The 21,789-nt window shown below is 68.1% G+C and carries 23 protein-coding genes; 6 read left to right on the top strand and 17 right to left on the bottom strand.

Annotated elements, in window-relative coordinates; genetic code table 11:
- Positions 1 to 3: 3 nt before the first annotated feature.
- The gene (locus tag RTW82_RS19935; RefSeq protein WP_043244048.1) at positions 4 to 1,107 is read right to left on the bottom strand and encodes an efflux RND transporter periplasmic adaptor subunit; all 1,104 of its coding nucleotides are present in this window, start codon (positions 1,105 to 1,107) and stop codon (positions 4 to 6) included.
- A 93-nt stretch (positions 1,108 to 1,200) separates the two neighbouring features.
- Here RTW82_RS19935 and RTW82_RS19930 point away from each other — a divergent pair, with 93 nt between their 5' ends.
- Positions 1,201 to 1,863 carry a TetR/AcrR family transcriptional regulator gene (locus tag RTW82_RS19930; RefSeq protein WP_316926187.1) on the top strand — a complete coding sequence of 221 codons (663 nt, stop codon included), beginning with the start codon at positions 1,201 to 1,203 and terminating at the stop codon, positions 1,861 to 1,863.
- On the opposite strand, the gene RTW82_RS19925 is transcribed toward RTW82_RS19930, so the two are convergent.
- The 9 genes from RTW82_RS19925 to ppc all read right to left on the bottom strand — a co-directional run bounded on the left by RTW82_RS19925 (position 1,841) and on the right by ppc (position 11,101).
- On the bottom strand, positions 1,841 to 3,118 hold the full coding sequence (locus RTW82_RS19925) for a cytochrome P450 (protein ID WP_316926186.1): 1,278 nt from the start codon (positions 3,116 to 3,118) through the stop codon (positions 1,841 to 1,843). The genes RTW82_RS19930 and RTW82_RS19925 overlap by 23 nt on opposite strands.
- Positions 3,119 to 3,137: 19 nt before the next feature.
- Positions 3,138 to 3,920: a class I SAM-dependent methyltransferase gene (locus RTW82_RS19920; protein WP_316926185.1), complete on the bottom strand. Its 783-nt coding sequence runs from the start codon at positions 3,918 to 3,920 to the stop codon at positions 3,138 to 3,140.
- A gap of 71 nt (positions 3,921 to 3,991) precedes the next feature.
- Positions 3,992 to 4,687: an extensin family protein gene (locus RTW82_RS19915; protein WP_316926184.1), complete on the bottom strand. Its 696-nt coding sequence runs from the start codon at positions 4,685 to 4,687 to the stop codon at positions 3,992 to 3,994.
- A 4-nt stretch (positions 4,688 to 4,691) separates the two neighbouring features.
- Entirely contained in the window at positions 4,692 to 5,519 is an 828-nt protein-coding gene (locus RTW82_RS19910) for an isocitrate lyase/phosphoenolpyruvate mutase family protein (protein ID WP_316926183.1), read from the bottom strand.
- 61 nt (positions 5,520 to 5,580) lie between these two features.
- Positions 5,581 to 6,441, bottom strand: coding sequence for a DUF72 domain-containing protein (locus RTW82_RS19905; RefSeq protein WP_316926182.1), 861 nt, complete (start codon positions 6,439 to 6,441; stop codon positions 5,581 to 5,583).
- On the bottom strand, positions 6,441 to 6,782 hold the full coding sequence (locus RTW82_RS19900; RefSeq protein ID WP_043244041.1) for a hypothetical protein: 342 nt from the start codon (positions 6,780 to 6,782) through the stop codon (positions 6,441 to 6,443). Before RTW82_RS19900 ends, RTW82_RS19905 begins: the two co-directional genes overlap by 1 nt.
- 109 nt (positions 6,783 to 6,891) lie before the next feature.
- On the bottom strand, positions 6,892 to 7,572 hold the full coding sequence (gene tsaB, locus RTW82_RS19895) for a tRNA (adenosine(37)-N6)-threonylcarbamoyltransferase complex dimerization subunit type 1 TsaB (protein ID WP_316926181.1): 681 nt from the start codon (positions 7,570 to 7,572) through the stop codon (positions 6,892 to 6,894).
- An 88-nt stretch (positions 7,573 to 7,660) separates the two neighbouring features.
- A complete protein-coding gene (gene adk / locus RTW82_RS19890) occupies positions 7,661 to 8,308 on the bottom strand; it encodes an adenylate kinase (protein ID WP_316926180.1) in 648 nt (215 codons plus the stop codon).
- Between the two features lie 156 nt (positions 8,309 to 8,464).
- Entirely contained in the window at positions 8,465 to 11,101 is a 2,637-nt protein-coding gene (ppc, locus tag RTW82_RS19885; RefSeq protein WP_316926179.1) for a phosphoenolpyruvate carboxylase, read from the bottom strand.
- 202 nt (positions 11,102 to 11,303) lie between these two features.
- On the opposite strand from ppc, the gene RTW82_RS19880 reads away from it, so the two are divergent.
- The 4 genes from RTW82_RS19880 to RTW82_RS19865 all read left to right on the top strand — a co-directional run bounded on the left by RTW82_RS19880 (position 11,304) and on the right by RTW82_RS19865 (position 14,054).
- Positions 11,304 to 11,648, top strand: a complete 345-nt coding sequence (locus RTW82_RS19880) for a hypothetical protein (protein ID WP_021219485.1) — start codon at positions 11,304 to 11,306, stop codon at positions 11,646 to 11,648.
- Between the two features lie 302 nt (positions 11,649 to 11,950).
- Positions 11,951 to 12,361, top strand: a complete 411-nt coding sequence (locus tag RTW82_RS19875) for a DUF4398 domain-containing protein (protein ID WP_316926178.1) — start codon at positions 11,951 to 11,953, stop codon at positions 12,359 to 12,361.
- Positions 12,362 to 12,402: 41 nt separating this feature from the next.
- Positions 12,403 to 13,182 (top strand): OmpA family protein, encoded by a 780-nt coding sequence (locus tag RTW82_RS19870; RefSeq protein ID WP_021219487.1) that lies wholly within the window; start codon positions 12,403 to 12,405, stop codon positions 13,180 to 13,182.
- A gap of 134 nt (positions 13,183 to 13,316) precedes the next feature.
- A complete protein-coding gene (locus RTW82_RS19865) occupies positions 13,317 to 14,054 on the top strand; it encodes a hypothetical protein (protein WP_316926177.1) in 738 nt (245 codons plus the stop codon).
- A 122-nt stretch (positions 14,055 to 14,176) separates the two neighbouring features.
- On the opposite strand, the gene cadR is transcribed toward RTW82_RS19865, so the two are convergent.
- Positions 14,177 to 14,644, bottom strand: coding sequence for a Cd(II)/Pb(II)-responsive transcriptional regulator (gene cadR / locus RTW82_RS19860; protein WP_021219489.1), 468 nt, complete (start codon positions 14,642 to 14,644; stop codon positions 14,177 to 14,179).
- Positions 14,645 to 14,719: 75 nt separating this feature from the next.
- On the opposite strand from cadR, the gene RTW82_RS19855 reads away from it, so the two are divergent.
- Positions 14,720 to 16,999 (top strand): heavy metal translocating P-type ATPase, encoded by a 2,280-nt coding sequence (locus RTW82_RS19855; protein WP_316926176.1) that lies wholly within the window; start codon positions 14,720 to 14,722, stop codon positions 16,997 to 16,999.
- Positions 17,000 to 17,190: 191 nt separating this feature from the next.
- Here RTW82_RS19855 and RTW82_RS19850 read toward each other — a convergent pair whose 3' ends face one another.
- The 6 genes from RTW82_RS19850 to RTW82_RS19825 form a co-directional block, all read right to left on the bottom strand.
- A complete protein-coding gene (locus RTW82_RS19850; protein ID WP_316926175.1) occupies positions 17,191 to 17,691 on the bottom strand; it encodes an O-acetyl-ADP-ribose deacetylase in 501 nt (166 codons plus the stop codon).
- Positions 17,692 to 17,698: 7 nt separating this feature from the next.
- The gene (locus RTW82_RS19845) at positions 17,699 to 18,022 is read right to left on the bottom strand and encodes a hypothetical protein (RefSeq protein ID WP_021219492.1); all 324 of its coding nucleotides are present in this window, start codon (positions 18,020 to 18,022) and stop codon (positions 17,699 to 17,701) included.
- Positions 18,019 to 18,900, bottom strand: a complete 882-nt coding sequence (locus RTW82_RS19840) for an alpha/beta hydrolase (protein WP_316926174.1) — start codon at positions 18,898 to 18,900, stop codon at positions 18,019 to 18,021. The genes RTW82_RS19845 and RTW82_RS19840 overlap by 4 nt, the downstream gene beginning before the upstream one ends.
- Positions 18,897 to 19,643, bottom strand: coding sequence for a TIGR00266 family protein (locus RTW82_RS19835; RefSeq protein ID WP_021219494.1), 747 nt, complete (start codon positions 19,641 to 19,643; stop codon positions 18,897 to 18,899). The genes RTW82_RS19840 and RTW82_RS19835 overlap by 4 nt, the downstream gene beginning before the upstream one ends.
- Before the next feature lie 246 nt (positions 19,644 to 19,889).
- Positions 19,890 to 21,185: a flavohemoglobin expression-modulating QEGLA motif protein gene (locus RTW82_RS19830; protein ID WP_021219495.1), complete on the bottom strand. Its 1,296-nt coding sequence runs from the start codon at positions 21,183 to 21,185 to the stop codon at positions 19,890 to 19,892.
- A 2-nt stretch (positions 21,186 to 21,187) separates the two neighbouring features.
- Entirely contained in the window at positions 21,188 to 21,742 is a 555-nt protein-coding gene (locus tag RTW82_RS19825) for a hypothetical protein (RefSeq protein ID WP_316926173.1), read from the bottom strand.
- Between the last annotated feature and the right edge of the window lie 47 nt (positions 21,743 to 21,789).

Raw genomic sequence — 21,789 nt, 5'->3', positions numbered from 1 at the left:
GCCCTACTCCTTGGCGATCAGCTTCACCGCGCGGTTGGCGCGGTCCACGGGGCGGACTTCCTGGCCTTCACGCAGCACCTGGACACCGGCGGCGACCACCCAGTCCTCGGGCTTCAGGCCTTCGAGCACCGGTACGCGGTCTTCACCGTAGGGGCCGACGCGCACGGGGCGGCGTTCGATCTTCGAGCTGTCCGGGTTCACCACCCAGACGTAAGGCGCACCGGCTTCGGCGGTGAGCGCCGAGAGCGGTACCGACAGCGGCACCTCACCGTTGGCCTGGATGTAGACGCGGGCGCTCTGGCCCAGCTCGGCGGGCACCTCGCCGGCGGTGAAGGCGATGCGCGCGGCGAAGGTGCGCGACTGCTGGTCGGCAGCCGGCGAGAGTTCGCGGATGCGCCCGGGGAAACGCTTGTCGGGCTGCGACCAGAGTTCGACGGCCACTTCCTGGCCGATCTTGAAGCGGTCGATGGCGTGCTCCGGCAGGCTGATCAGCACTTCGCGCTCGCCGTCGGCGGCCAGGGTGAACACGGTCTGCCCGGCGGCCACCACCTGGCCCACTTCCGCGCGGCGGGTGGCGATCACGCCGTTCTGCGAGGCGCGCAGCACGGCATAGCCGGCCTGGTTGCTGGCCACGTTGAATTCGGCCTGGATCTGTTTCAGCCGCGCCTCGCCGGAGCGGTACTGGTTTTCGACGTTGTCGAACTGCGAGGGGCTGATGAGCTTGCGGTCCAGCAGGGTCTTGTAGCGGTCACGCTCGGCGCGCACCAGCTTGAGGTTGGCCTCGGCCGCCGTCACCTGGGCGCGGGAGGCTTCCAGTTGCAGGCGCACATCCTGCGGGTCGAGTTCGGCCAGCGGCTGCTCGGCCTTCACCCGGTCCCCCACGTCCACCAGTCGCCGGGTGATCTTGCCGCCGATGCGGAACGCCAGTTCCGGCTCCAGCCTGGCGCGCACTTCGCCCGGGTAGGTCACCATCGCGTCGCCGGCGGGCTGTGGCTGCACCACCATGGCCGGGCGTATCGATTGCTGGACGGTCTCGCTGTTGCCACAGGCACCGACGAGCAAAGAGAGTGTCAAAGGCAGAGCGAGGGGCAGGACATGGCGGAACATGGTGTATGACCTTTCGCAAAAGTGCTGTTGGAATATTTATACTGCCGAGTATAGTAAAAATAGCAAACTCACCAGTCCAGTATTTAAACGCGAATGTCTGACAAAACTTTACAAGCCAGCGGCCCCGGCCGCCCCAAGGACCCGGCCAAGCGTGCGGCGATCCTCGAGGCGGCCAAGTCGCTGTTCCTCAGCAAGGGTTACGACGGCAGCAGCATGGACGCCATCGCCGCCGAGGCCGGGGTCTCCAAACTCACCGTGTACAGCCACTTCACCGACAAGGAGACGCTGTTCTCCGCCGCGGTGAAGGCCAAGTGCATGGAGCAGTTGCCGGAGCTGCTGTTCGAATTGCCCCTCGGTGGGACCATCGAAACTGTGCTACGCAACATCGGCATGGGTTTCCAGGCGCTGATCAACAGCAGCGAGTCCATCGAACTGCACCGTTTGATGGCCACCCTGGGCAACCAGGACCCGAAGCTGTCGAAGCTGTTCTTCGATGCCGGCCCGCAGCAGATCCTCAATGAGATGGAGCGCCTGCTGATCCAGGCGGACAAGGCCGGCAAGCTGCGCATCGACAAGCCGATCAACGCCGCCGAGCACTTCTTCTGCCTGATCAAGGGCGGGCACAACTTCCGCCTGCTGATCGGCTGCGCCACGCCCCTCCAGGGTGAAGAGGCCGAGCAGCATGTGCAGGAAGTGGTGGAGCTGTTCCTCCGCGCCTACCGCGCCGAGGACATCACCCCCGCCGCACGAACCTGACCCGCGCCCGCTTGGGCCGCAGGGAGAACCAGCCCTGGGGCTCGATCGGCCCCAGCGGCTCGACGTCCCAGTGCTCGACCCACCAGGCCAGGGACACCGCCAGGTCCATCATCGCCATGGCCGTGCCCGGGCAGGCGCGATCCCCCAGCCCGAAGGGGAAGTAGGCGCCCTTGGGCCAGGTCGAAGGCTCGATGAAGCGTTGCGGGCGGAACTCCAGCGGCGCCTCGAACCAGCGCGGGTCGCGGTGGGTGATCCAGCTCGACAGCATGACGATGTCGCCCTTCTTCAAGCCCTGGCCGAACACCTCCACGTCCGCCGTCAGTTGCCGGGGCACCAGGCCATAGGCCGGCGGGTAGATGCGCAGGCTTTCCTGGATCACCGCCCGCAGCAGCGGGCACTGGCGCAGGTCGGCCACGCCCTGTACCCGGCTCCAGTCCACACCCTTGAGTTCGTCCCGCAGTGCCTCGCGCACCTCCGGGTGCTGGGCCAGCAGCAGCTGCGCCCAGGTCAGGGTCGCACCGGTGGACTGGTGCCCCGCCATCAGCAGCGTGGCCAGTTCGTCGCGCTGCACCGCCAGCGGGCGGGGTGATTCGTCAGCGCAGCGCCCTACCACTTCCTGCAGTTGCGCCAGGGCCCAGCGCTTGCGCGGGCAGAGCTTGCTGGGGAACCAGTGCCCCAGGGGAATACCGGTGCTGGTCTCCAGCAGCGCCACCCGCGACAGCAGGCGCACCGCGCGGGCCACGCGGAACGCGTCGGGCTCCAGGTCGATCTCGAAGAGCGCGCGCCCGGTGAGGGTGACGCTGTAGGCGGCCATTTCCAGGTCGAGGTCGCGCTCGGCGCCATCCTCGATGCCTTCGCCCCAGCGCTCCGCCAGGCGCAGGATCTCGCCCGGCGCCGGCGCGGCGATATGCGGTCGCATCTCCTTGCGTTTTTCACGGGCCGGTTCACCCTCGCGCATCATGAAACTGCGCCCGTTCCACTGGCGCATCATGCACAGGCTGGGCTCCCAGCGTTTCAGGTGTTCGCGGTGGTCGACCATCAGCTCCTGCACCGCCCGGGGGTGGAACAGGCACCAGAGCCGGCTCAGCCCCATGCGCGTGACTGCCATGTCCGGCTGCTCGGCGTGCACCTTCTGCAACCAGGCCAGCGGGTCGCGTTGCATGGCCAGCCAATGGCGGGCACCGGCACGGTCGTCGCCGACCCAGGGCAGGTGCGCCAGGGTGCGGCGGATGGGGCAGCGAATGGCGTCGTCCATGGAGTCCCTTCCCTCGCGCTCAGCCCTTGCTCAGGGCCCTCTTCGGATAGATGTCGTAGCGGCTGGACTTACCCTCCAGCGCGTAGCTGGGCTTGGCGCCCTCGATGATCGGCGCCTTGCGCGGACGCTTCACCACCACGCGGTGGCTGGCCAGCGCCAGGGCCGCGGCGAGCAGGGCTGGCGCATCCAGGTCATCGCCCACCAGCGGGCGGAACAGGCGCATTTCCTTCTTCACCAGGGCGCTCTTGTCGCGGTGGGGGAACATCGGGTCGAGGTAGATCACCTGGGGCGCCTCGCCCTGCCAGCCCTGCATCAGCTCGATGGCATTGCCGGTGTGCAGGCGCATGCGCGTGGCGATGGCAGCCACCTCGCCGTCACCCGCAGCGCGGGCCAGGCCGTCTTCCAACAGCGCTGCCACCAGGGGCTGGCGTTCGATCAGGTCCATCTCGCAACCCAGGCTGGCGAGCACGAAGGCGTCGCGGCCCAGGCCGGCAGTGGCGTCCAGCACCTGCGGGCGGATGCCCGGTTGCACGCCCACCGCCTTGGCGATCATCTGCCCGGCGCCACCGCCGAACTGGCGTCGATGAGCGGCCGCGCCCTCGACGAAGTCGACCCGCACCGGGCCCGGTGCCTGGGGCGACAGGTCCACCAGCTGCAGGCCGTCGTCACCCAGTTGCAGGGCGAAATCCGCCTCGCCATCCAGGGGCAGCCCAAGCCTGGCCGCCCATTGGGCCGCACCGGCCTGGTGCTGCGGCGCCAGTGCGTCGACGCGCACCCGGGCCTGTTCCCGCTCATCACTCATCGGTTGGATCCACTGCTTCAAGATGCTCGGCATTCTGCCAGAGCCGCGCGCCAGGCGCCCGTGCGCGGCACTCAGCGGCACATGCGGAACAGGCCCATGTCGACGTGGAAGTGGTCGTGGTGGGCGGCGTTGTAGTCCGGCCCCAGGGTGGTGTTGAAGTGCTCGCAGGCGGCATCGCGCACCCGGCGCAGGAAACGCGCCTCGGTGTCATCGCCCGCCCAGTCGCGGGCCACGCTGATGCGCCGGCCATCGGCCAGGCGGAAGCCGGCGATGTCCAGCGCGTTGGCCGAGGCGTGCTGGCTGCGGCGCTGGGTGCCGCCGATATTGCGGCAGGCGAAGCTGCCGAGGTGGTCGATGCGCGCCACCGGCTGGCCGTAAAGCTCGCGGGCGACGGGTTGCAGCCCGTGGCGCTCGAACAGGGCGAAGGCCACGGCCACCTCGCAGGTGGCGATGAAGCTGCTGCTGAAGGCCAGCCCCGAGCCGCTGATGCGCACGCTGTTCTCGATGGGACAACCCGCCGCCGGCGCGCTGTCCGGTAGTGCCGCGTATTTCAGGCTGGAGGTCTGCAGCGCCAGGCGGCACAGCGCCGGGTCGACCTGCAGGCGCATCAGCTTAAAGGAAGTCAGCAGGTTCGGTTCATCGCGCACATCCAGCGGCGCCCAGGGGTCCCAGCGCGGCGGCAGCTGCACCCACTTCTGGTACACCGCCAGGGGTGCGCCGAGCACCAGCAGCAGGACCAGCAGCGGGATCAGCCGGCGCACACGCACCCGCTCAGCCCTTGAACAGGTCGTTGATGCGGTCGAAGGGCATGGCCCGCTGGGTGGCCGTGAGGTCGCCGCAGAGCAGGTCTTCCGCCGCGCGGAAGAAGGCGCCGTAGGCCACCCGCGCCAGGTTGGAGCCCAGGCTGACGCGCTTGACACCGAGCTCGGCCAGCTCCGCCAGGCCCACCTTCAACGCCGGCGAGCCCACCAGCAGGTTGACCGGCTTGGGCGCCACCGCCCGTACCACTTCGATGATCTGCTCGCGTGTGGTCAGCCCCGGCGCATAGAGCACATCGGCACCGGCTTCGGCATAGGCCACCAGGCGGCGGATGGTGTCGTCGAGGTCGGGGTGGCCATGGAGGAAGTTCTCCGCACGGGCGGCGAAGGTGAAGGGGAACGCCAGGCTGCGCGCGGCTTCCACCGAAGCACGGACACGCTCGACGGCCAGCTCGAAGGGGTAGATGGGGGCGTCGGCACGGCCGCTGGCGTCCTCGATCGAGCCGCCCACCAGGCCGACCTCGGCGGCGAGGCGGAGGGTCTCGGCGCAGGCCTCGGGACTGTCGCCGTAGCCGTTCTCCAGGTCGGCGGCCACCGGCAGGGGCGTGGCCTCGACTATGGCGCGGGCGTTGACCAATGCCTCTTCACGGCTCACCGCGCCTTCGGCGTCACGGCGGCCCAGGGAGAAGGCCAACCCGGCACTGGTGGTGGCCAGGGCACGGCAGCCCAGGGCGGCGAGCACCTTCGCCGACCCGGCATCCCATGGGTTCGGCAGTACGAGAAGTCCGGCGTCCTGGTGCAGGGCGCGGAAGGTTTCGGCACGTTGGGCCTGGCTCGGCATGGCATCTCTCCCTGGTTGCAAAGGCCCGACCTTAACCCGCGCCTTAGGGAAAGCGACAGCCTCAGAGCAGGTCGAGTTGTGTCGATTCCTGCTGCGCGGCGCTTTCGGCCAATGCCGGCAGGCCCGGCAGGCGGGTCATCAAGCCGGCATGGAAGCGCTGTGCCTGGGCGGCCGCCAAGTGGTTGTCCGGGGTGTGCAGGAACACATGGGGCACCCGGCCTTCGCCGATCCAGTCGGCCACCTTGTCCAGCCAGGGGTCGAGGTAGCGCTGGTTGGCGTCCAGGTCCGGGCCGCCGATGAAGCGCACCTGGGGCGCAGCGCTGAAGGCGGTCGGGCGTACCGGCACGCGCGGCTTCTTGGATTGCGCGTGGAGCACCGCCGGGTCGTCGGAGTCGCAGGCGAACAGGGCTCTCGAATCCAGGCAAATGCGCTCTACGCCGCGCTCGTGGAGCAGGCGGTTGAGGGCCTTCTCCTCCTCGCCCCGGGCGAAGAACGCGGCGTTGCGCACCTCCACGGCGAGGGCGCGGTGGGAGAAGGTGTCCAGCCAGTCCGCCAGCTCGCCCAGGCGCTGCGGCCCGAAGCTCGCCGGCAGTTGCAGCCACAACGGCGCCACCCGCGCACCCAGGGGCTCGAGCAGACGCAGGAACTCCTGGGTGGCGCCGATGCGGTCGCGCAGGTCACCCTCGTGGCTGATGTCCCGGGGCAGCTTGGCGCAGAAGCGGAAATGCTCGGGCATGCGCTCGGCCCACAGCTGCAGGGTGGCGGCGGAGGGGCGGGCGTAGAAGGTGGTGTTGCCCTCCACGGCGTTGAACACCCGGGCGTAGTGCTCGAGGGTTTCAGCGGGGCGGGTATCGGCGGGGTAGAAGCTGCCGCGCCAGGCGGGCTCGTTCCAGGACGGGCAGCCGAGGAAATACGGCAGCATCAGGCGTAGAGATCGAGCCCGAGGACTTCCGGCGCGTCGGTCTCCGACGCGAAGCTGGCGGTGGTGGCGTAGCTGGCAATGGCCTGGTTGGCGCGATTGCTCAGGTTGCGCTGCTGCACGATGTCCTGGGGGCGGGCCGGCAGGCTGTTGCTGCTGGCATTGCTGGCCTCGACCTTGCGCGGCTGGGCGGTCTGTTCGAAGCCCTGGGTGCTGGCCGGGGTGGCCGGCACGTCACGACGGGTTTCGACCTCGCGCTGCACCTCGCGGAAAGCGGTATTCGCGCTGCCCTGGCGGGGGCTGCGATCCAGCGAGATGGATGAGGTGAAGCCGTCGATGCGCATCAATTGAGGTCAGGCTGGAAAAGGGGTTGGCGAATGGGGTGGAATCTAGCCGGATGGCCAGGGATTTTCAATCGCCGCTGACGCCCGGCAGTGCCGGCCGTCAGGCCGTTCAGCGCGGTGCCTTGGGCGTGGCGACGTTGTCGCGCAGGTAAACCGGTTGGGCCTCGTCCGCCACCACTGCTTCATCGCGGGCCCAGGCGAAGGTGGCCAGGGTCAGCAGGTCCTGGGCGTGAGGCAGCAGGTCGGGCGCCTGGCCGCTCACCGCCACCGGGATGCGCGAGGCGAAGGTGCCCCAGCCGGTGCCGGCGCCGAACCACTCGCCCTGGCTGTCACGGGGCAGCGCCGCACGCTCGGGCGGCAGCACCGCTTCGCTGCCGGCCAGGCGCATCTCGCCGGCCTCCAGGCGATAGCAACCCCAGTAAACCTCGTCCATGCGCGCATCGATGGCCGCGGCCACCTGGGTCACGCCCTGCTCGCGGTGGGCACGCTGGGCCAGCACGGCGAGGTTGGACACCGGCAGCACCGGGCGGTCGAGGGCGAAGGCCAGGCCCTGGACTACACCCACGGCGATGCGCACGCCGGTGAAGGCACCCGGGCCACGGCCGAAGGCGATGGCGTCGAGGGCGGGCAGGCCGACACCGGACTCGGCTAGCAGGTCCTGGATCATCGGCAGCAGGCGCTGGGCGTGCTGGCGCGGGATCACCTCGTAGTGACTGAGCACGCGGCCGTCATGCAGCAGGGCGACGGAACAGGCTTCGGTGGCGGTATCCAGGGCCAGCAGGGTGGTCATCGGTGCATCCAGGTGGGTCGAAAAAGGCGCGCATTATAAACGCCAACGGCCCGCAAGCGGGCCGTTGGTCGAATCGATCGTCGATCGATCAGGAAAGCGCGGCGAACACCTTGCCGGTGATCTCTTCCACCGAGCCGACGCCGGCGATGGCGCTGTACTTCGGGGTGCCTTCGGCAGCGGACAGCTTCTGGTAGAAGTCCACCAGCGGCTTGGTCTGCGAGTGGTAGACGGACAGGCGATGACGCACGGTGGCTTCCTTGTCGTCGTCGCGCTGGATCAGGTCTTCACCGGTTTCGTCGTCTTTGCCAGCGACCTTCGGCGGGTTGTGCTCGGTGTGGTAAACGCGACCCGAAGCCGGGTGCACGCGGCGACCGGCGATGCGGCCGACGATCTCTTCGTCGTCCACGGCGATCTCGACCACGTGGTCGATGGTCACGCCAGCTTCCTTCAGGGCTTCGGCCTGGGGAATGGTGCGCGGGAAGCCATCGAAGAGGAAGCCGTTGGCGCAGTCGGGCTGAGCGATGCGCTCCTTGACCAGGTTGATGATCAGGTCATCGGAAACCAGGCCGCCGGCATCCATCACGCTCTTGGCCTTCAGGCCGAGCTCGGTGCCCGCCTTGACCGCTGCGCGCAGCATGTCGCCGGTGGAGATTTGCGGAATAGCGAATTTCTTGGTGATGAAACCAGCCTGGGTACCTTTTCCGGCACCGGGCGCCCCCAGCAGAATCACGCGCATCGATGTGCTCCTCAAGATTGTTTTGAAGTCTCGGATTCGCCTCTTGGGGCCAATCTCAGTATCGGGTTTCGGCGTCGTTGAGCGGCCAAAAGGTTGATCAAGATACACAGCACCCCTATGCCGCACAAGCCACCGAAAGTCGGATAAGAAGCCCCTTCAGCCGGTGTTCCTCAGGCCCGCCGCAATGCCCGCCACGCTCACCAGCAACGCCTGTTCCAAGGGGCCTTCGGCGCTGTTCTCGGCGCGCCTGGAACGGGCCAGAAGCTCCGTCTGGAGCAGGTGCAGCGGGTCGAGGTAGGTGTTGCGCACACTGATGGCCTCGCGGGTCTCGGGACTGGACGCCAGAAGCTCGGACTGCCCGGTCACCCCTAGTACGGTCGCACAGGCCTGCGACAATAGGTCGCGTAGATGCGCACCCAGCGGCAACAGCTGCTTTTCCACCAGTCGCGAGTCATAGAGTTCGGCGATGTTGCCGTCGGCCTTGGCCAGGACCATCTCCAGCATATCGATGCGGGTGGCGAAGAACGGCCAGCGCTCACGCATCTCCCGCAGCAGCGCCAGCTCGCCCCGCTCCACCGCGCTCTGCAGTGCTCGCTCCCAACCCAGCCAGGCCGGCAGCATCAGGCGGGTCTGGGTCCAGGCGAATATCCAGGGGATCGCCCGCAGGCTTTCCACGCCACCGGCGCGGCGCTTGGCCGGGCGGCTGCCCAGGGGCAGGCGACCCAGCTCCTGCTCCGGCGTGGCCTGGCGGAAGTACTCGACGAACTGCTCGTGCTCGCGCACCACCGCCCGGTAGCCGGCCACGCCTTCGGCGGCGAGGCGGTCCATTTCGGTGCGCCAGGCAGGCTCAGGTTGCGGGGGCGGCAACAGGGTCGCCTCCAGCACCGCCGCCAGGTAAAGGTCGAGGTTCTGCACGGCGACGTCCGGCAGGCCGAACTTGAAGCGGATCATCTCGCCCTGCTCGGTGGTGCGGAAACGCCCCGCCACCGAACCCGGCGGTTGCGACAGGATCGCCGCGTGGGCCGGGCCACCGCCACGTCCCACGGTGCCGCCGCGGCCATGGAACAGCAGCAGCTCGACCTGATGCTGGCGGCAGGTTTCCACCAGCGCTTCCTGGGCGCGGTACTGGGCCCAAGCGGCGGCCGTGGTGCCGGCGTCCTTGGCCGAGTCGGAGTAGCCGATCATCACTTCCTGCGGGCCGTGCAGGCGCGAGCGGTAGCCGGGCAGGCCCAGCAGCCGGTCGATGGCCGGGGCGGCGTTGTCCAGGTCGGCGAGGGTCTCGAACAGCGGCACCACGCGGATCGGCCGCTGCAGCCCGGCTTCCTTGAGCAGCAGTTGCACGGCCAGCACATCGGAAGGCGCGCCGGCCATGGAGATGACATAGGAGCCCAGGGAGGCCGCCGGTGCCGAGGCCACCACGCGGCAGGTGGCGAGCACCTCGGCGGTTTCGGCGGACGGCTTGTGATGGGGCGGCAGCAGCGGGCGGCGGTTGTCCAGTTCGCGCTGGAGGAAGGCCAGGCGCGCGTCCTCGTCCCAGGCCGCGTAGTCGCCGAGCCCCAGGTAGTCGGTGATTTCTGCCAGGGCGGCGCGATGACGGGCAGAGTCCTGGCGCACGTCCAGGCGCACCAGGAACAGGCCGAAGCAAGCCGCGCGGCGCAGGCAGTCGAGCAACGCGCCATCGGCGATCACGCCCATGCCGCAGGCGTGCAGGGAGTGGTAGCAGAGTTCCAAGGGCTCCAGCAGTTGCTGGTTGTCCTGCAGCACCTCGGGGCCGGCCGCCACCTCGCCATCCAGCGCCGCTTGGGCCCAGGCGCGGGTGGCGCGCAGGCGTTCGCGCAATTGCTTGAGCAGCGCCCGGTAGGGCTCGGGGTGCACGCCCACACGCACACGCAATTCATCACTGGCCTGGTGCATGGACAGCTCGGCGGCCAGGTGGTCGACATCACGCAGGTAGAGGTCGGCGGCCATCCAGCGCGCCAGCAGCAGCACTTCGCGGCTCACGGCGGCGGTGACATTGGGGTTGCCGTCGCGGTCACCGCCCATCCACGAGGCGAAGCGCACCGGCGCGGCGGTCAGGGGCAAGTGCAGGCCGGTGGCGGCATGCAGGGTGCGGTCGGTCTGGCGGATGAATTCCGGCAACGCGTGCCAGAGGGAATGCTCGATCACCGCGAAACCCCATTTGGCCTCGTCCACCGGCGTCGGCCGGCTGCGGCGGATCTCGTCGGTGAACCAGGCCTCGGCGATCAGCCGCTCCAGGGCGGTGTGCACCTTGGCGCGCTCGTCGGCGCTGAGGTCGCTGTGGTCCTGGGCCGCCAGTTGAGCGGCCATGGCGTCGTACTTCTGGATCAGCGTCCGCCGCGCCACCTCGGTGGGGTGGGCGGTCAGCACCAGCTCGATATCCAGCCGCGCCACCTGGCGTGCCAGCTGGTCCGGCGAATGCCCAGCGGCGCCCAGGCGCTGCAGCAGCTCCGGCAGCACGCGTTTCTCGAAGAGCTCCAGCTCCTGCGGCCCGCGCCGGCGGATGCGGTGGTACTGCTCGGCGATATTGGCCAGGTTGAGGAACTGGTTGAAGGCCCGGGCCACCGGCAGCAACTCATCGGCAGTGAGATCGTCGAGGGCCTCGTTGAGCTGCTGCTCGCCCTGCCGCGAGCCCTTGCGGGCCGCCTTGGCGCCCTTGCGGATGCGCTCGATCTTTTCCAGGAAGGCCTCGCCCTGATGGGCGCGGATGGTATTGCCCAGCAATTCGCCGAGCAGGTGAACGTCTTCGCGCAAGCGTGCGTCGATTTCCGCCATGACAGGCTCCCCAGAGAGATGTCGAGCCCCCAGAGTGCCGAGGGCGCCATCGACTTACAAGGGTGCGACACCATGCCGCTGCATCGTCCCCGGCGAGCTAGGCTGAAGAAAGGCGGCCCCCAGAAGCGCCCGCCGGCCGACGGCACCGCGCCGCCGACCTCCAGCAGATGCCCGCCACGAGCGGGCCCGGCACGAGGTGACCATGAAGATCCGCGAACTGATCCGCCATTGGGAAGAAAACGCCAAGGGTCGCCTGACCCGCAGCCAGTACAGCATCCACCTGGATGTGGAATCCGCGGCACGACTCGCCGCCCTCAACGAGATGTACCCCAAGCGCAGCCTGGAGGAGTTGCTCGGCGAACTGCTCGGCGCCGCCCTCGAGGAGCTCGAAGCCAGCCTGCCCTACGTCAAGGGCAGCAAGGTGGTGGCCACCGACGAGCAGGGTGACCCGCTCTTCGAGGACATCGGACCCACGCCACGCTTCCTCGCCCTTTCCCGCAAGCACCTGCGCCAGTTCGACCAGCAGCACGACAGCACCGAGCACTGATCGCCCCCTGCCCGGCCCCGCCCTGGGGCCGGCGCTGCCCGCCTATCTCGCCTACCTCCCCCTCGTTGCACGCCATGACATGAAGGGCTCGGCCCATCGCCCGCAGCCCTTGTGCGGCGGGCTTTCCAGGGTATTTACGTAAATTTTATTGAACATTTCAAGAATTGCCCCTGTCACAAAAAGCACGCCAGCGCATCAACCATTAGTCGGTGATTTTTGGCGGAAAATCGTCGATCTAGCGGCCCTAAGCATGCATCTGGCAGGCAAGTTGCCATGAGATCTGAAATGGCGAGGTAATTCCAATGGAGCTGAACATCATGAAGACAAGCCCTGCTGTAACGATTCGCAGAACAGTCCTGGCCGCCCTGGTCGCCGGCGGTAGCGCCCTGCTCGTCGGCTGCGCCGGCAATCCGCCCACCGAACAGTTCGCCGTGACCAATACCGTGGTCAAGAGCGCCGTCAGCGCTGGCGGCCCGCAATACGCCCCGGTGGAAATGAAGAACGCGCAGGACAAGCTGGCCCAGGCCGAGAACCTGCTGCGTGAAGAGCGTTACGACGAGGCCCGCCGCATCGCCGAGCAGGCCGAGTGGGATGCCCGCGTCGCCGAGCGCAAGGCCCTGGCCAGCAAGGCCCAGAAAACCCTGGACGACGCCCAGAAAGGCGTCCAGCAGATTCGCGAGGAAGGCTCGCGCCAGCCGATCATCGTGCAGTGATCCGCGCCGCCCTCTTTCCGCCTCGATAAGGATGATCCGTCATGAATAAGCTGATCACAGTTTCCGCTCTCTCCGTACTCAGCCTGGCGCTGGTGGCCTGCGCCTCCAAGCCCAATCCGAACCTGGACCAGGCACGCAGCAACTACTCCGAGCTGCAGGCCGAGCCCCAGGCCAACACCCTGGCAGCCCTGGAAACCAAGGAAGCCGGCGATATGCTGAGCCGCGCCGAACAGGCCTACGCCGACAAGCAGGACCAGGTGCAGGTCGACCAGCTCGCCTACATCACCAACCAGCGCGTCGAACTGGCCCGCCAGACCATCAAGCAGAAGGCCGCCGAAGAGGCCCTGGCCAACGCGCCGGCCCAGCGCACCCAGGCCCAGCTGGATGCGCGCAACCAGCAGGTGGACGTGCTGGTCAACCAGCTCAAGGCCAAGCAGACCGACCGTGGCCAGGTGGTGACCCTGGGTGACGTGCTGTTCGAAGTGGACCGCGCCGAGCTCAACCCCAACGGCATGAGCAACGTCCAGCAACTGGGCAACTTCCTGGTGCAGAACCCGGATCGCCAGGTGGTGGTGGAGGGCTTCACCGACAACACCGGCACCGTCGACCACAACCTGCGCCTGTCGCAGGCCCGTGCCGACTCGGTGCGTCGCGCCCTGGTGGCCATGGGCGTGAACCCCACGCGCATCACCACCCACGGCTTCGGCAAGGACTACCCGGTGGCCAGCAATGCCTCCGCCTCCTCGCGCACGCTGAACCGTCGTGTGGAAGTGACCATCGCCAACGGTCCCGGCCCGGTCGCGCCACGCGCTGCGCTTTGATCTTTCGGTAATGAAAAAGCCTGCCTCCCCGGCGGGCTTTTTTGTGCGCGGCTTGGCGTCGCGCCGATCGCCGTTTCCGCAAGGCCGGCCGCCTCGCTAGGATGCATGCCATCGCGCCCCGGAGATCAGGGAACATGCCGTCACTCGCCCCCTCACGCCAGCTTCTGGCACTCGCCCTCTGCACCGCCCTGCCCTTCGCGGCATTGGCTGAGCCCGTGCGTTTCGACGGCTATGAAGCCTTCTACCGGTCCCTGGGTGGCAACCTGTTCGAGGGGGCCGGCAGCGCGCTGTCCCTGGTCTGCACCGAGGCGCAGCAGTGCCTCTGGGTCAACGCCATGGCGGCTGCGGTGAAACGCTACGACTCGGAGCAATGGAGCGCCCCCGGCACATTGGAAGGCGAGCCGCCAGCGGGCATGCCCGAGATCGCCTTCGACGGCCAGCGCCTGAGTATCGGCAAGCGCCACTGGAGCCTGGCAGCTGTCACCGACCTCGCCCCGACCGATTGGCAGGCCGGCGCCTCGATCGACCCGGAGGGGCTCTACAGCCTCACCGCCTGGCGCAACGGCGAATCCTTCTGCCTGGAGCTGCCGGCCAAGGGCAGCGGCCGCGCCGATCGCTACACCCAGGTGCTGCTGGTGCACGACCAGGTGCTCTACAACCTGCCCCCACTGTTCGCCTCCTGCGCGGCGGTGCGCGAAGCCCCCCAAGACAGCGTCCTCTACCCGAGCAATGCCTACCTGGAAGAGACCGTCGATAACGAGCCGGTTGGCCTGCGGGTGGACTACCTGCAACCCGGCAGCAAGACACCGGCGGAACAGCTCCGACTGCAGTTCCCCAATCCGCAGAACCCCTTCGTGTTCGAAGCCCAGTAGCCCGCCAGATGGCGGCGCTGCGCAGCGCACGGACATGACCGCTATGTAGGGTGGATGACGCTCTTCTCATCCACCAGGCAGAGTCGAACACGGCACACCGTTGCAGATGAAACGCCGCACCCTCAATGCCGCTTGTGCACCCCCGGCACATGCAGGTGCCCGGCCTCGGCGCAGGAATCGGAAATGACGCTCGGCGGCGCCGGCTGCTCCAGCTCACGGAGAATCCCGCAGGACTCGCTGCTGCCGGCAATCTGGCAATGGGCCCGCAGGGCACGCAGCTGTTCCTGCAGCGAACGCAGTTCGGCAATGCGCACCTCCACATGGTGCATGTGCTCGTCGATCAGCCGGTTGGCGGCGGTGCAGTCCGCCTCGGGGCTGTCGCGCAGGCGCAGTAACTCGCGGATTTCCTGCTGGGTCATGTCCAGGGAACGGCAGTGGCGGATAAAGGCCAGGCGCTCGACGTGGGCCTGGGTGTACTGGCGGTAGTTGCCCTCGCTGCGGGACGGCTCCGGCAGCAGCCCTTCGCGCTCGTAGTAGCGGATGGTCTCCACCGGGCAATCGGTCAGTCGTGCCAGCTCGCCGATCTTCATGGTTCATTCCCCTGCTTGACTCTGTAGTTGCTACAGGGTGTGCAATCAGCACCATTCCCGTCAATGGAGTCCGCGATGAGCCAGGACAACTGCTGCAACCACGATCATTCGAACCCGCGTCCCAGCCCGGCGCGGCACGATCATGGCCACGCGCACGACCATGAGCACGGCCATGACCATCACCATGACCACGACGGCCATGCCCACGAGCATGCCCAACCCGCCCTGGCGACCGAGGCCATCGACGCGCCCCTGGGCGAGCTGCGCTGGAGCAGCCTGCGCATCGACGCCATGGACTGCCCCACCGAGGAACGCCTGCTGCGGGATGCCCTGGGCAAGGTCGCGGCGGTGGAGGCGCTGGAGTTCAACCTCATGCAGCGCGTGCTCAAGGTGCAGCACCGCTTCACCGAGCTGGCACCGCTGCAGAGGCTGGTGGCCCAGCTGGGCATGCAGGCCGAGCCGCTGGACGCCGCCTCTCCCCCCGCCAAGCCCGCCGACAAACCCTGGTGGCCCCTGGCGCTGGCCGGTGTCGCCGCGCTCGCCGCCGAAGCCTGCGAATGGTTCGGCTTCGGGCCCGTCTGGCTGGAAGTCGGCCTGGCGCTGCTGGCCATCGCCACCGCCGGCCTGCCCACCTACCGCAAGGGCTGGATCGCCCTGAAGAATCGCAACCTCAACATCAACGCCCTGATGAGCATCGCCGTGACCGGCGCCCTGCTGATCGGCCAGTGGCCCGAGGCGGCCATGGTCAGCGTGCTCTTCGCCCTCGCCGAGCTGATCGAGGCCAAGTCGCTGGACCGCGCGCGCAACGCCATCCGTGGCCTGCTGGACCTGGCCCCGCAACAGGCCACCGTGCAGGTGGACGGCCAGTGGCGCGAGATGCCGGCCAGCGAGGTGCACCCCGACGCCCGGGTGCGCGTGCGCCCCGGCGAGCGCATCGCCCTGGACGGCGAGCTGCTGGTGGGCCGCTCCGGCGTCAACCAGGCGCCCATCACCGGCGAGAGCCTGCCGGTGGACAAGGAGCCGGGCGACCCGCTGTTCGCCGGCACCATCAACGGCGAGGGCGAGCTGGAATACCGCGTCACCCGCGCCGCCAACGACAGCACCCTGGCGCGCATCATCCACGCCGTGGAAGAGGCCCAGGGCACCCGCGCGCCGACCCAGCGCTTCGTCGACAGCTTCTCGCGCATCTACACGCCCACGGTGTTCGTCCTCGCCCTGCTCACCGCCGTACTGCCGCCGCTGCTGATGCAGGGCGCCTGGCTCGACTGGGTGTACCGCGCCCTGGTGCTGCTGGTGATCGCCTGCCCCTGCGCCCTGGTGATCTCCACCCCGGTGACCCTGGTCAGCGGCCTGGCCGCCGCCGCGCGCCGTGGCGTGCTGGTCAAGGGCGGCGTGTACCTGGAAATGGGCCGCCAGCTGGCCTGGGTCGCCCTCGACAAGACCGGCACCCTCACCGAAGGCCGCCCGCAGCAGACCGACTATGTGCCCCTGCGCGAGGGCCGCGCAGATGAGGCGCGCGCCCTGGCCGCCAGCCTCGCCGCGCGCTCGGACCACCCGGTGTCCCAGGCCCTGGCCCGTGCCGCCGAGGCCGACGGCATCGCCCTGCACGGCGTCGACGACCTGGCCGCGCTGCCAGGCCGTGGGGTCAAGGGGCTTATCGGTGGGCGCCTCTACCACCTGGGCAACCATCGCCTGGTGGAAGAGTTGGGGCTGTGCTCCAGCACCCTGGAAGCGCGCCTGGATAGCCTCGAGCGCGAAGGCAAGACGGCCATCGTCCTGCTCGACGCCGAAGGCCCGATGGCCCTGTTCGCGGTGGCCGACGGCGTGCGCGAAACCAGCCGCGAGGCCGTGACCGAGCTGCATCAGCTTGGGGTGCGCACCCTGATGCTCACCGGCGACAACCCCCACACCGCTGCCGCCATCGCCGCCCAGGTGGGCATCGACGAAGCCCTGGGCAACCTGCTGCCCGAGGACAAGCTGCGGGAAGTGGAACGTCGTCAGCAGGGCAGCCAGCGCATCGGCATGGTCGGCGACGGCATCAACGACGCCCCGGCCCTGGCCCGCGCCGATATCGGCTTCGCCATGGGCGCCGCCGGCACCGACACGGCCATCGAAACCGCCGGCGTGGCGCTGATGGATGACGACCTGCGCAAGCTGCCGCTGTTCATCCGCCTCTCGCGCCGCACCCACGCGGTGCTGGTGCAGAACATCGTCCTGGCCCTGGGCATCAAGGCGCTGTTCCTCGCCCTCACCCTGGCCGGCATGGGCACCCTGTGGATGGCCGTGTTCGCCGACATGGGCGCCAGCCTGCTGGTGGTGTTCAACGGGTTGCGGTTGTTGCGTGGGGCGCGGTGAGCGAATGGCGGCGCTGCGCACCGCTTGGCGACTCAAGTCGCCCCTACAAGCAGGCGGCCCCGCCACACGGGCATGACCGCTGCGTAGGGTGGAGGTCGCTTTTTACCTCCACCAGACGGCGTCAGGACAGCTGCGTAGGGCCCCCATCCATAACCGGGCGGGGAAGAGCGATGGGCGCAAAAGCCGCCAGATCAGGCCAGGGCTTCGCGGTAGAGGCGTGCCATGTCTTCGGAGAAGGCCACCAGCAGCGCGCGTTGCAGGGTGCTGCCCGCCGGGCGTGGGCGGCGCAGTTCGGTGACGGCGATGCGCACGGCGGCTTCCAGCGGGTAGCCATAGACGCCGCAGCTGATGGCCGGGAAGGCGATGCTGGCGACGCCGGCGGATTCCGCCAGGGCCAGGCTGTTGCGGTAGCAGCTGGCGAGCAGCTCGGGCTCGCGCTGGCTGCCGCCGGCCCAGATCGGGCCGACCGTGTGGATGACGAAGGTCGCCGGCAGGCGGAAGCCCGGGGTGATGCGCGCCTCGCCGGTGGGGCAGCCGCGCAGCTCACGGCAACTAGCGAGCAGCTCAGGACCCGCGGCGCGGTGGATCGCACCATCCACGCCACCGCCGCCGAGCAGCGAGGAATTGGCCGCGTTGACGATGGCGTCCACGTCCAGGCGGGTGATGTCGCCCTGCCAGACCTCGACCTTCATCCTGCCCTCACTTGACCTCTTGCGGGGTCTCCTGGCCCATGCAGCGCACGGCCTGTTTCTTGTTGTTCACCAGCACGCCGGTCAGGCCTTTCTGCTCGGTGTCGAACAGCACCAGCACGCCGTCGATGCACTGGGCGACCTGGGTGGCGGGCGTCAGCGAGACCTTGTAGTCCTCGCCGGGAACGGTCTTGAGCATGGTGAAGTCGGACAGCAGCAGCGCATCTTCCGGTTTGGCGAAGTGCAGGTAGCCGTAGTACCAGAGGACCATCACGGTGCCGATGATGGTGCCGACGCCGGTGAGGATCAGCGGGATGGGGTTGCGTTCGCTCATTGGGGACTCTCTGTATTCGGGACTTCAGCCAGCCGTCGCAGCCCGACGAAACCGTTCGGGTCTTCGAGGTAGCGCAGCATCACCTCCCGCCAGGTGGGGTCGGCGAAGGTCTGCACATGGCCGCCACGAGTCGGCTGGAACACCCGCGGCGGCGGCGCAGCTTGATACAAGCGCACGCCATTGGAAAGAGGCACCACCTGGTCGTCGATGCTGTGGTAGATCAGCATCGGCAAGCCCTGCAGACCGGCAATCGCACCGATCGCGCTGTCGCCATCAGGCACCAGCCAGGACAGCGGCACCTGGAGCGGCCAGGTTAACCAGGCATTGCCCAGGGTGAATTGAGCCACGTCACGGTAACTGGCCGGCGCGCCGTCCAGCACCAGCGCGCGCAGCTGGGCACGGCGCTCGGGGTGCTCGCTCAGGTAGTGCACCGCCATGGCGCCGCCCAGGCTCTGGCCCAGCAGCACCAGCGGCTTGCCCTGCACCTCGGGCGCGCGGTCGAGCCAGGCGAAGGCGGCGTCGATGTCCTGGTACGCCCCCGCCAGCGAGGGGCTGCCCTCGGAGCGGCCGTAGCCACGGTAGTCCAGCAGCAGCACCTGGTAGCCCTGCTCCGGCAGCCACCAGCTGCCGCCCAGGTGGGAAGCGACGTTGCCGCCATTGCCGTGCAGGTGCAGCACCGTGCCCTTGACCTCGACACCCGCCGCAGCCGGCAGCCACCAGCCATGCAGGCGCAGGCCATCGGCGGTGACCAGCTCGACATCGCGGTAGGCCAGGCCGGCGCGCTCGGGGGTGAAGGGCAGCTGGCGCTCGGGGTAGAACAGCAGCCCGCTGCAGCCCTGCAGCAGCAGGACCAGCAGCAGGAGGCAGGAACGGGTCACTGGCCGCCGGCGCGGGTTTCCTCGCGCGCCTTGTAGGTGGCCTCGTAGATGCGCTCGGCCAGGCGCGAGAAGGGCAGGCTCTGGATCCACACCGTGCCGGTGCCCTTGAGGGTGGCCAGGAGGATGCCCTCGCCGCCGAAGAGCATGCTCTTCAGCCCACCGGCCAGACCGATGTCGTAGTCGATGCCCGTGGTGAAGGCCACCAGGCAACCGGTGTCCAGGCGCAGGGTTTCGTTGTTCAGCTCCTTGCGGATCACCGTGCCGCCGGCATGCACGAAGGCCAGGCCGTCGCCTTCGAGCTTCTGCAGGATGAAGCCCTCGCCGCCGAAGAAACCGGCGCCGATGCGCTTGTTGAAGGCGATGCCGATCTGCGTGCCGTGGGCGGCGCAGAGGAAGGCGTCCTTCTGGCACACCAGGCGCCCGCCGACCTGAGCCAGGTCGATGGGCACCACGGTGCCCGGGTAGGGCGCGGCGAAGCCGACCCGCTGCTGGCCACGGCCCTCGTTGGTGAAGTGGGTCATGAACAGCGACTCGCCGGTGAGCAAGCGCTTGCCCGCCCCCCACAACTTGCCCAGCACGCCGCTGGAGGAACCGTCGCCCATGCGCGCCTCGAAGCGGATGCCTTCGGTCATGTAGTTCATCGCCCCGGCTTCGGCGATCACCGTTTCCTGCGGGTCGAGGATGATCTCAACGGTCTGCGCCGAAGCGCCGAGGATTTCGTAGTCGAGCTGATGGCTGGGCATTTTGATTGGGTCCTCAGTGAGCCTGGAAGCTGGAAGCTGGAAGCTGGAAGCTGGAAGCTGGAAGCTGGAAGCTGGAAGCTGGAAGCTGGAAGCTGGAAGCTGGAAGCTGGAAGCTGGAAAGCGTGCTGGGCGTCACCTCGGGTATCAAGCATTCATCTGTTGCAGCGGTTTTTCATCCAGGCCATTTGCTGGCCGACCTCGTAGGCTTTTTCTTCCAGCTTCAGGCCTCAAGCTTCCAGCTAGCGTTTAAAGAATATTCGCGTAATCCGCCTCGATGCGATCCAGGCTCAGGTGATTGAGGAAGTTGGAGAAGCACATCCAGGCCGACAGCGCGTTGAGGTCGCGGAACTGCGGGGGCAGGTACTTGGGCGGTGCCACCAGGCCTTCGTCCACCAGCTGGCGCAGGGTGCGCATGTCTTCCAGGGTGGTCTTGCCGCAGAACAGCAACGGGATCTGCTCCAGCTTGCCCTTGCGCACGGCGAGCTGGATGTAGTTGTAGATCATGATGAAGCCCTTCAGGTAGGACAGGTCCTTGGTGAAGGGCAGGCCGTCCGGCGAGGAGCCCCGGAACACCCGACTGGCGTTGCCGTAGCTTTCGGCCATGCCGTAGCCCTGCTCACGGTAGAAGTGATAGACCTCGAGGAAGTCGGCCCCCTCCTCCGCCATGTGGATGGCGCGGGTGCGGTTGGTGAGCTTGCGCAGGCGCGTGGGGTAGGAGGCGAAGGCGATCACTTCCATGAGGATGGCCAGGCCTTCCTGGGTCACGGTGGACGACGGCGGGCCCTTGGCCAGGAAGGTGCAGATCGGCTGGTTCTGGCCGTTCAGCGTGGTGCCGACGTGCACCAGCCCCTCGTGCACTTCCAGGGCACGCACGTCGCGCTCGTTGAACATGGCGTCGGCGCGCACCTTGATGTAGTCGGCACCGGCAGCGGCGTCGGCGACGATGCCGTCGGACTCGAACACGCGGATGGTGTCGTCGCCCTCGCCGAACACCGCGCTGAGGCGGCTCTGCAGCATGGCCACGGCGTCCTTGGCGGTGAGCGTCTTGGGCTCGTCCTTGAGGTCGCCACGGTCGTCGATCTTGTTCAGGTAGTCCGAGAGCATCAGCCCCAGGTCGGAGAGGGTCGGGTCACCGGCGTGGAAGGCGTCGGAGGCGGCGCCGTAGAGTTCCTGGGAGATCAACCCGAAGTCGGCGGTGCCGCGCGCTTCGAGCATGCGGATCACCATGCGGTATTCCTTGCACATGCGCCGCATGATCTGCCCCACCGGGTTGAACTGCCCCAGCTGGCGGGTGATGTCGCGCTCGATGTTCTGGAATTCCAGCTTCTTCGCCGAGGAGTCGAAGGCCAGCGGCCGGCTCTCGTAATAGGCGCGGTCCACCTCGGGCATGGCCTTGCCCTTGTGCTTGAGAAAGCCCTGGCGAACGCTGTCGTCCCATTTGATGGCGTCCAGCACGCGGATCGGCGTCTGCGCGTGGACGATGCGGTCGGACAGGGTACGGACGATGTTCTGGTAGTCGTCGGGCAGTTGGCGCCGGCTCATGCTCACTCCTCGGTGGAACGCTGGTAGCGCGCCACCTCGACGAAGACGTCGGAGTTGGCCGGGTCGTCCAGCCAGGCCTGGATCTTCTCCCAGGGCGTGTTCAGCAGCACGCCGTCACCCTCGGGCATCTCCACGCTGGCGCCCTCGAAGGTGCCGTGTTCCAGCTCCTGGTGCAGGCGTTCGACATCGAGGTTGTAGATCACCAGTTCGTTGTCGGTGGTGAGTTCGAAGCCGGCGACGGCGAAATTGGCGCCCCACTTCTTCGGCAGGCCGGCGGAGAGGTACCAGCGGCGGCCATGGTGGGCGACGGTGAAGCCGTACTCCTGGAGGCTGTCGAGGTTGTCCTTGCTGCCTTCGTAAGTACGGGCCTTGTACAGGTTGGAGCCGGCGCGGCTGATCTCCAGGTAGAGACGCTCGCCCCACTCGTCCTTGCGCGTCCAGTCGCCCAGCAGCGGGATCGGCGCCGGCTCATGGGCCGGGATCGGGTCCCGCAAGGTGACCAGGCACCCGCTCAGCAGCAGGAAGGACAGGGCGACAAATGCGCGCCAGGGTTTCATTTCGCTCTCCTTGTGACCATGAAAAACCCCGCAAGACAGGTGGCCTG

Origin of the sequence: Pseudomonas sp. zfem005 (assembly GCF_032621735.1) — a bacterium.
Taxonomy (GTDB): domain Bacteria; phylum Pseudomonadota; class Gammaproteobacteria; order Pseudomonadales; family Pseudomonadaceae; genus Metapseudomonas; species Metapseudomonas solani.
The sequence above is the reverse complement of the archived record's forward strand: the minus strand, read 5'-3'. Positions and strand labels throughout refer to the sequence as shown.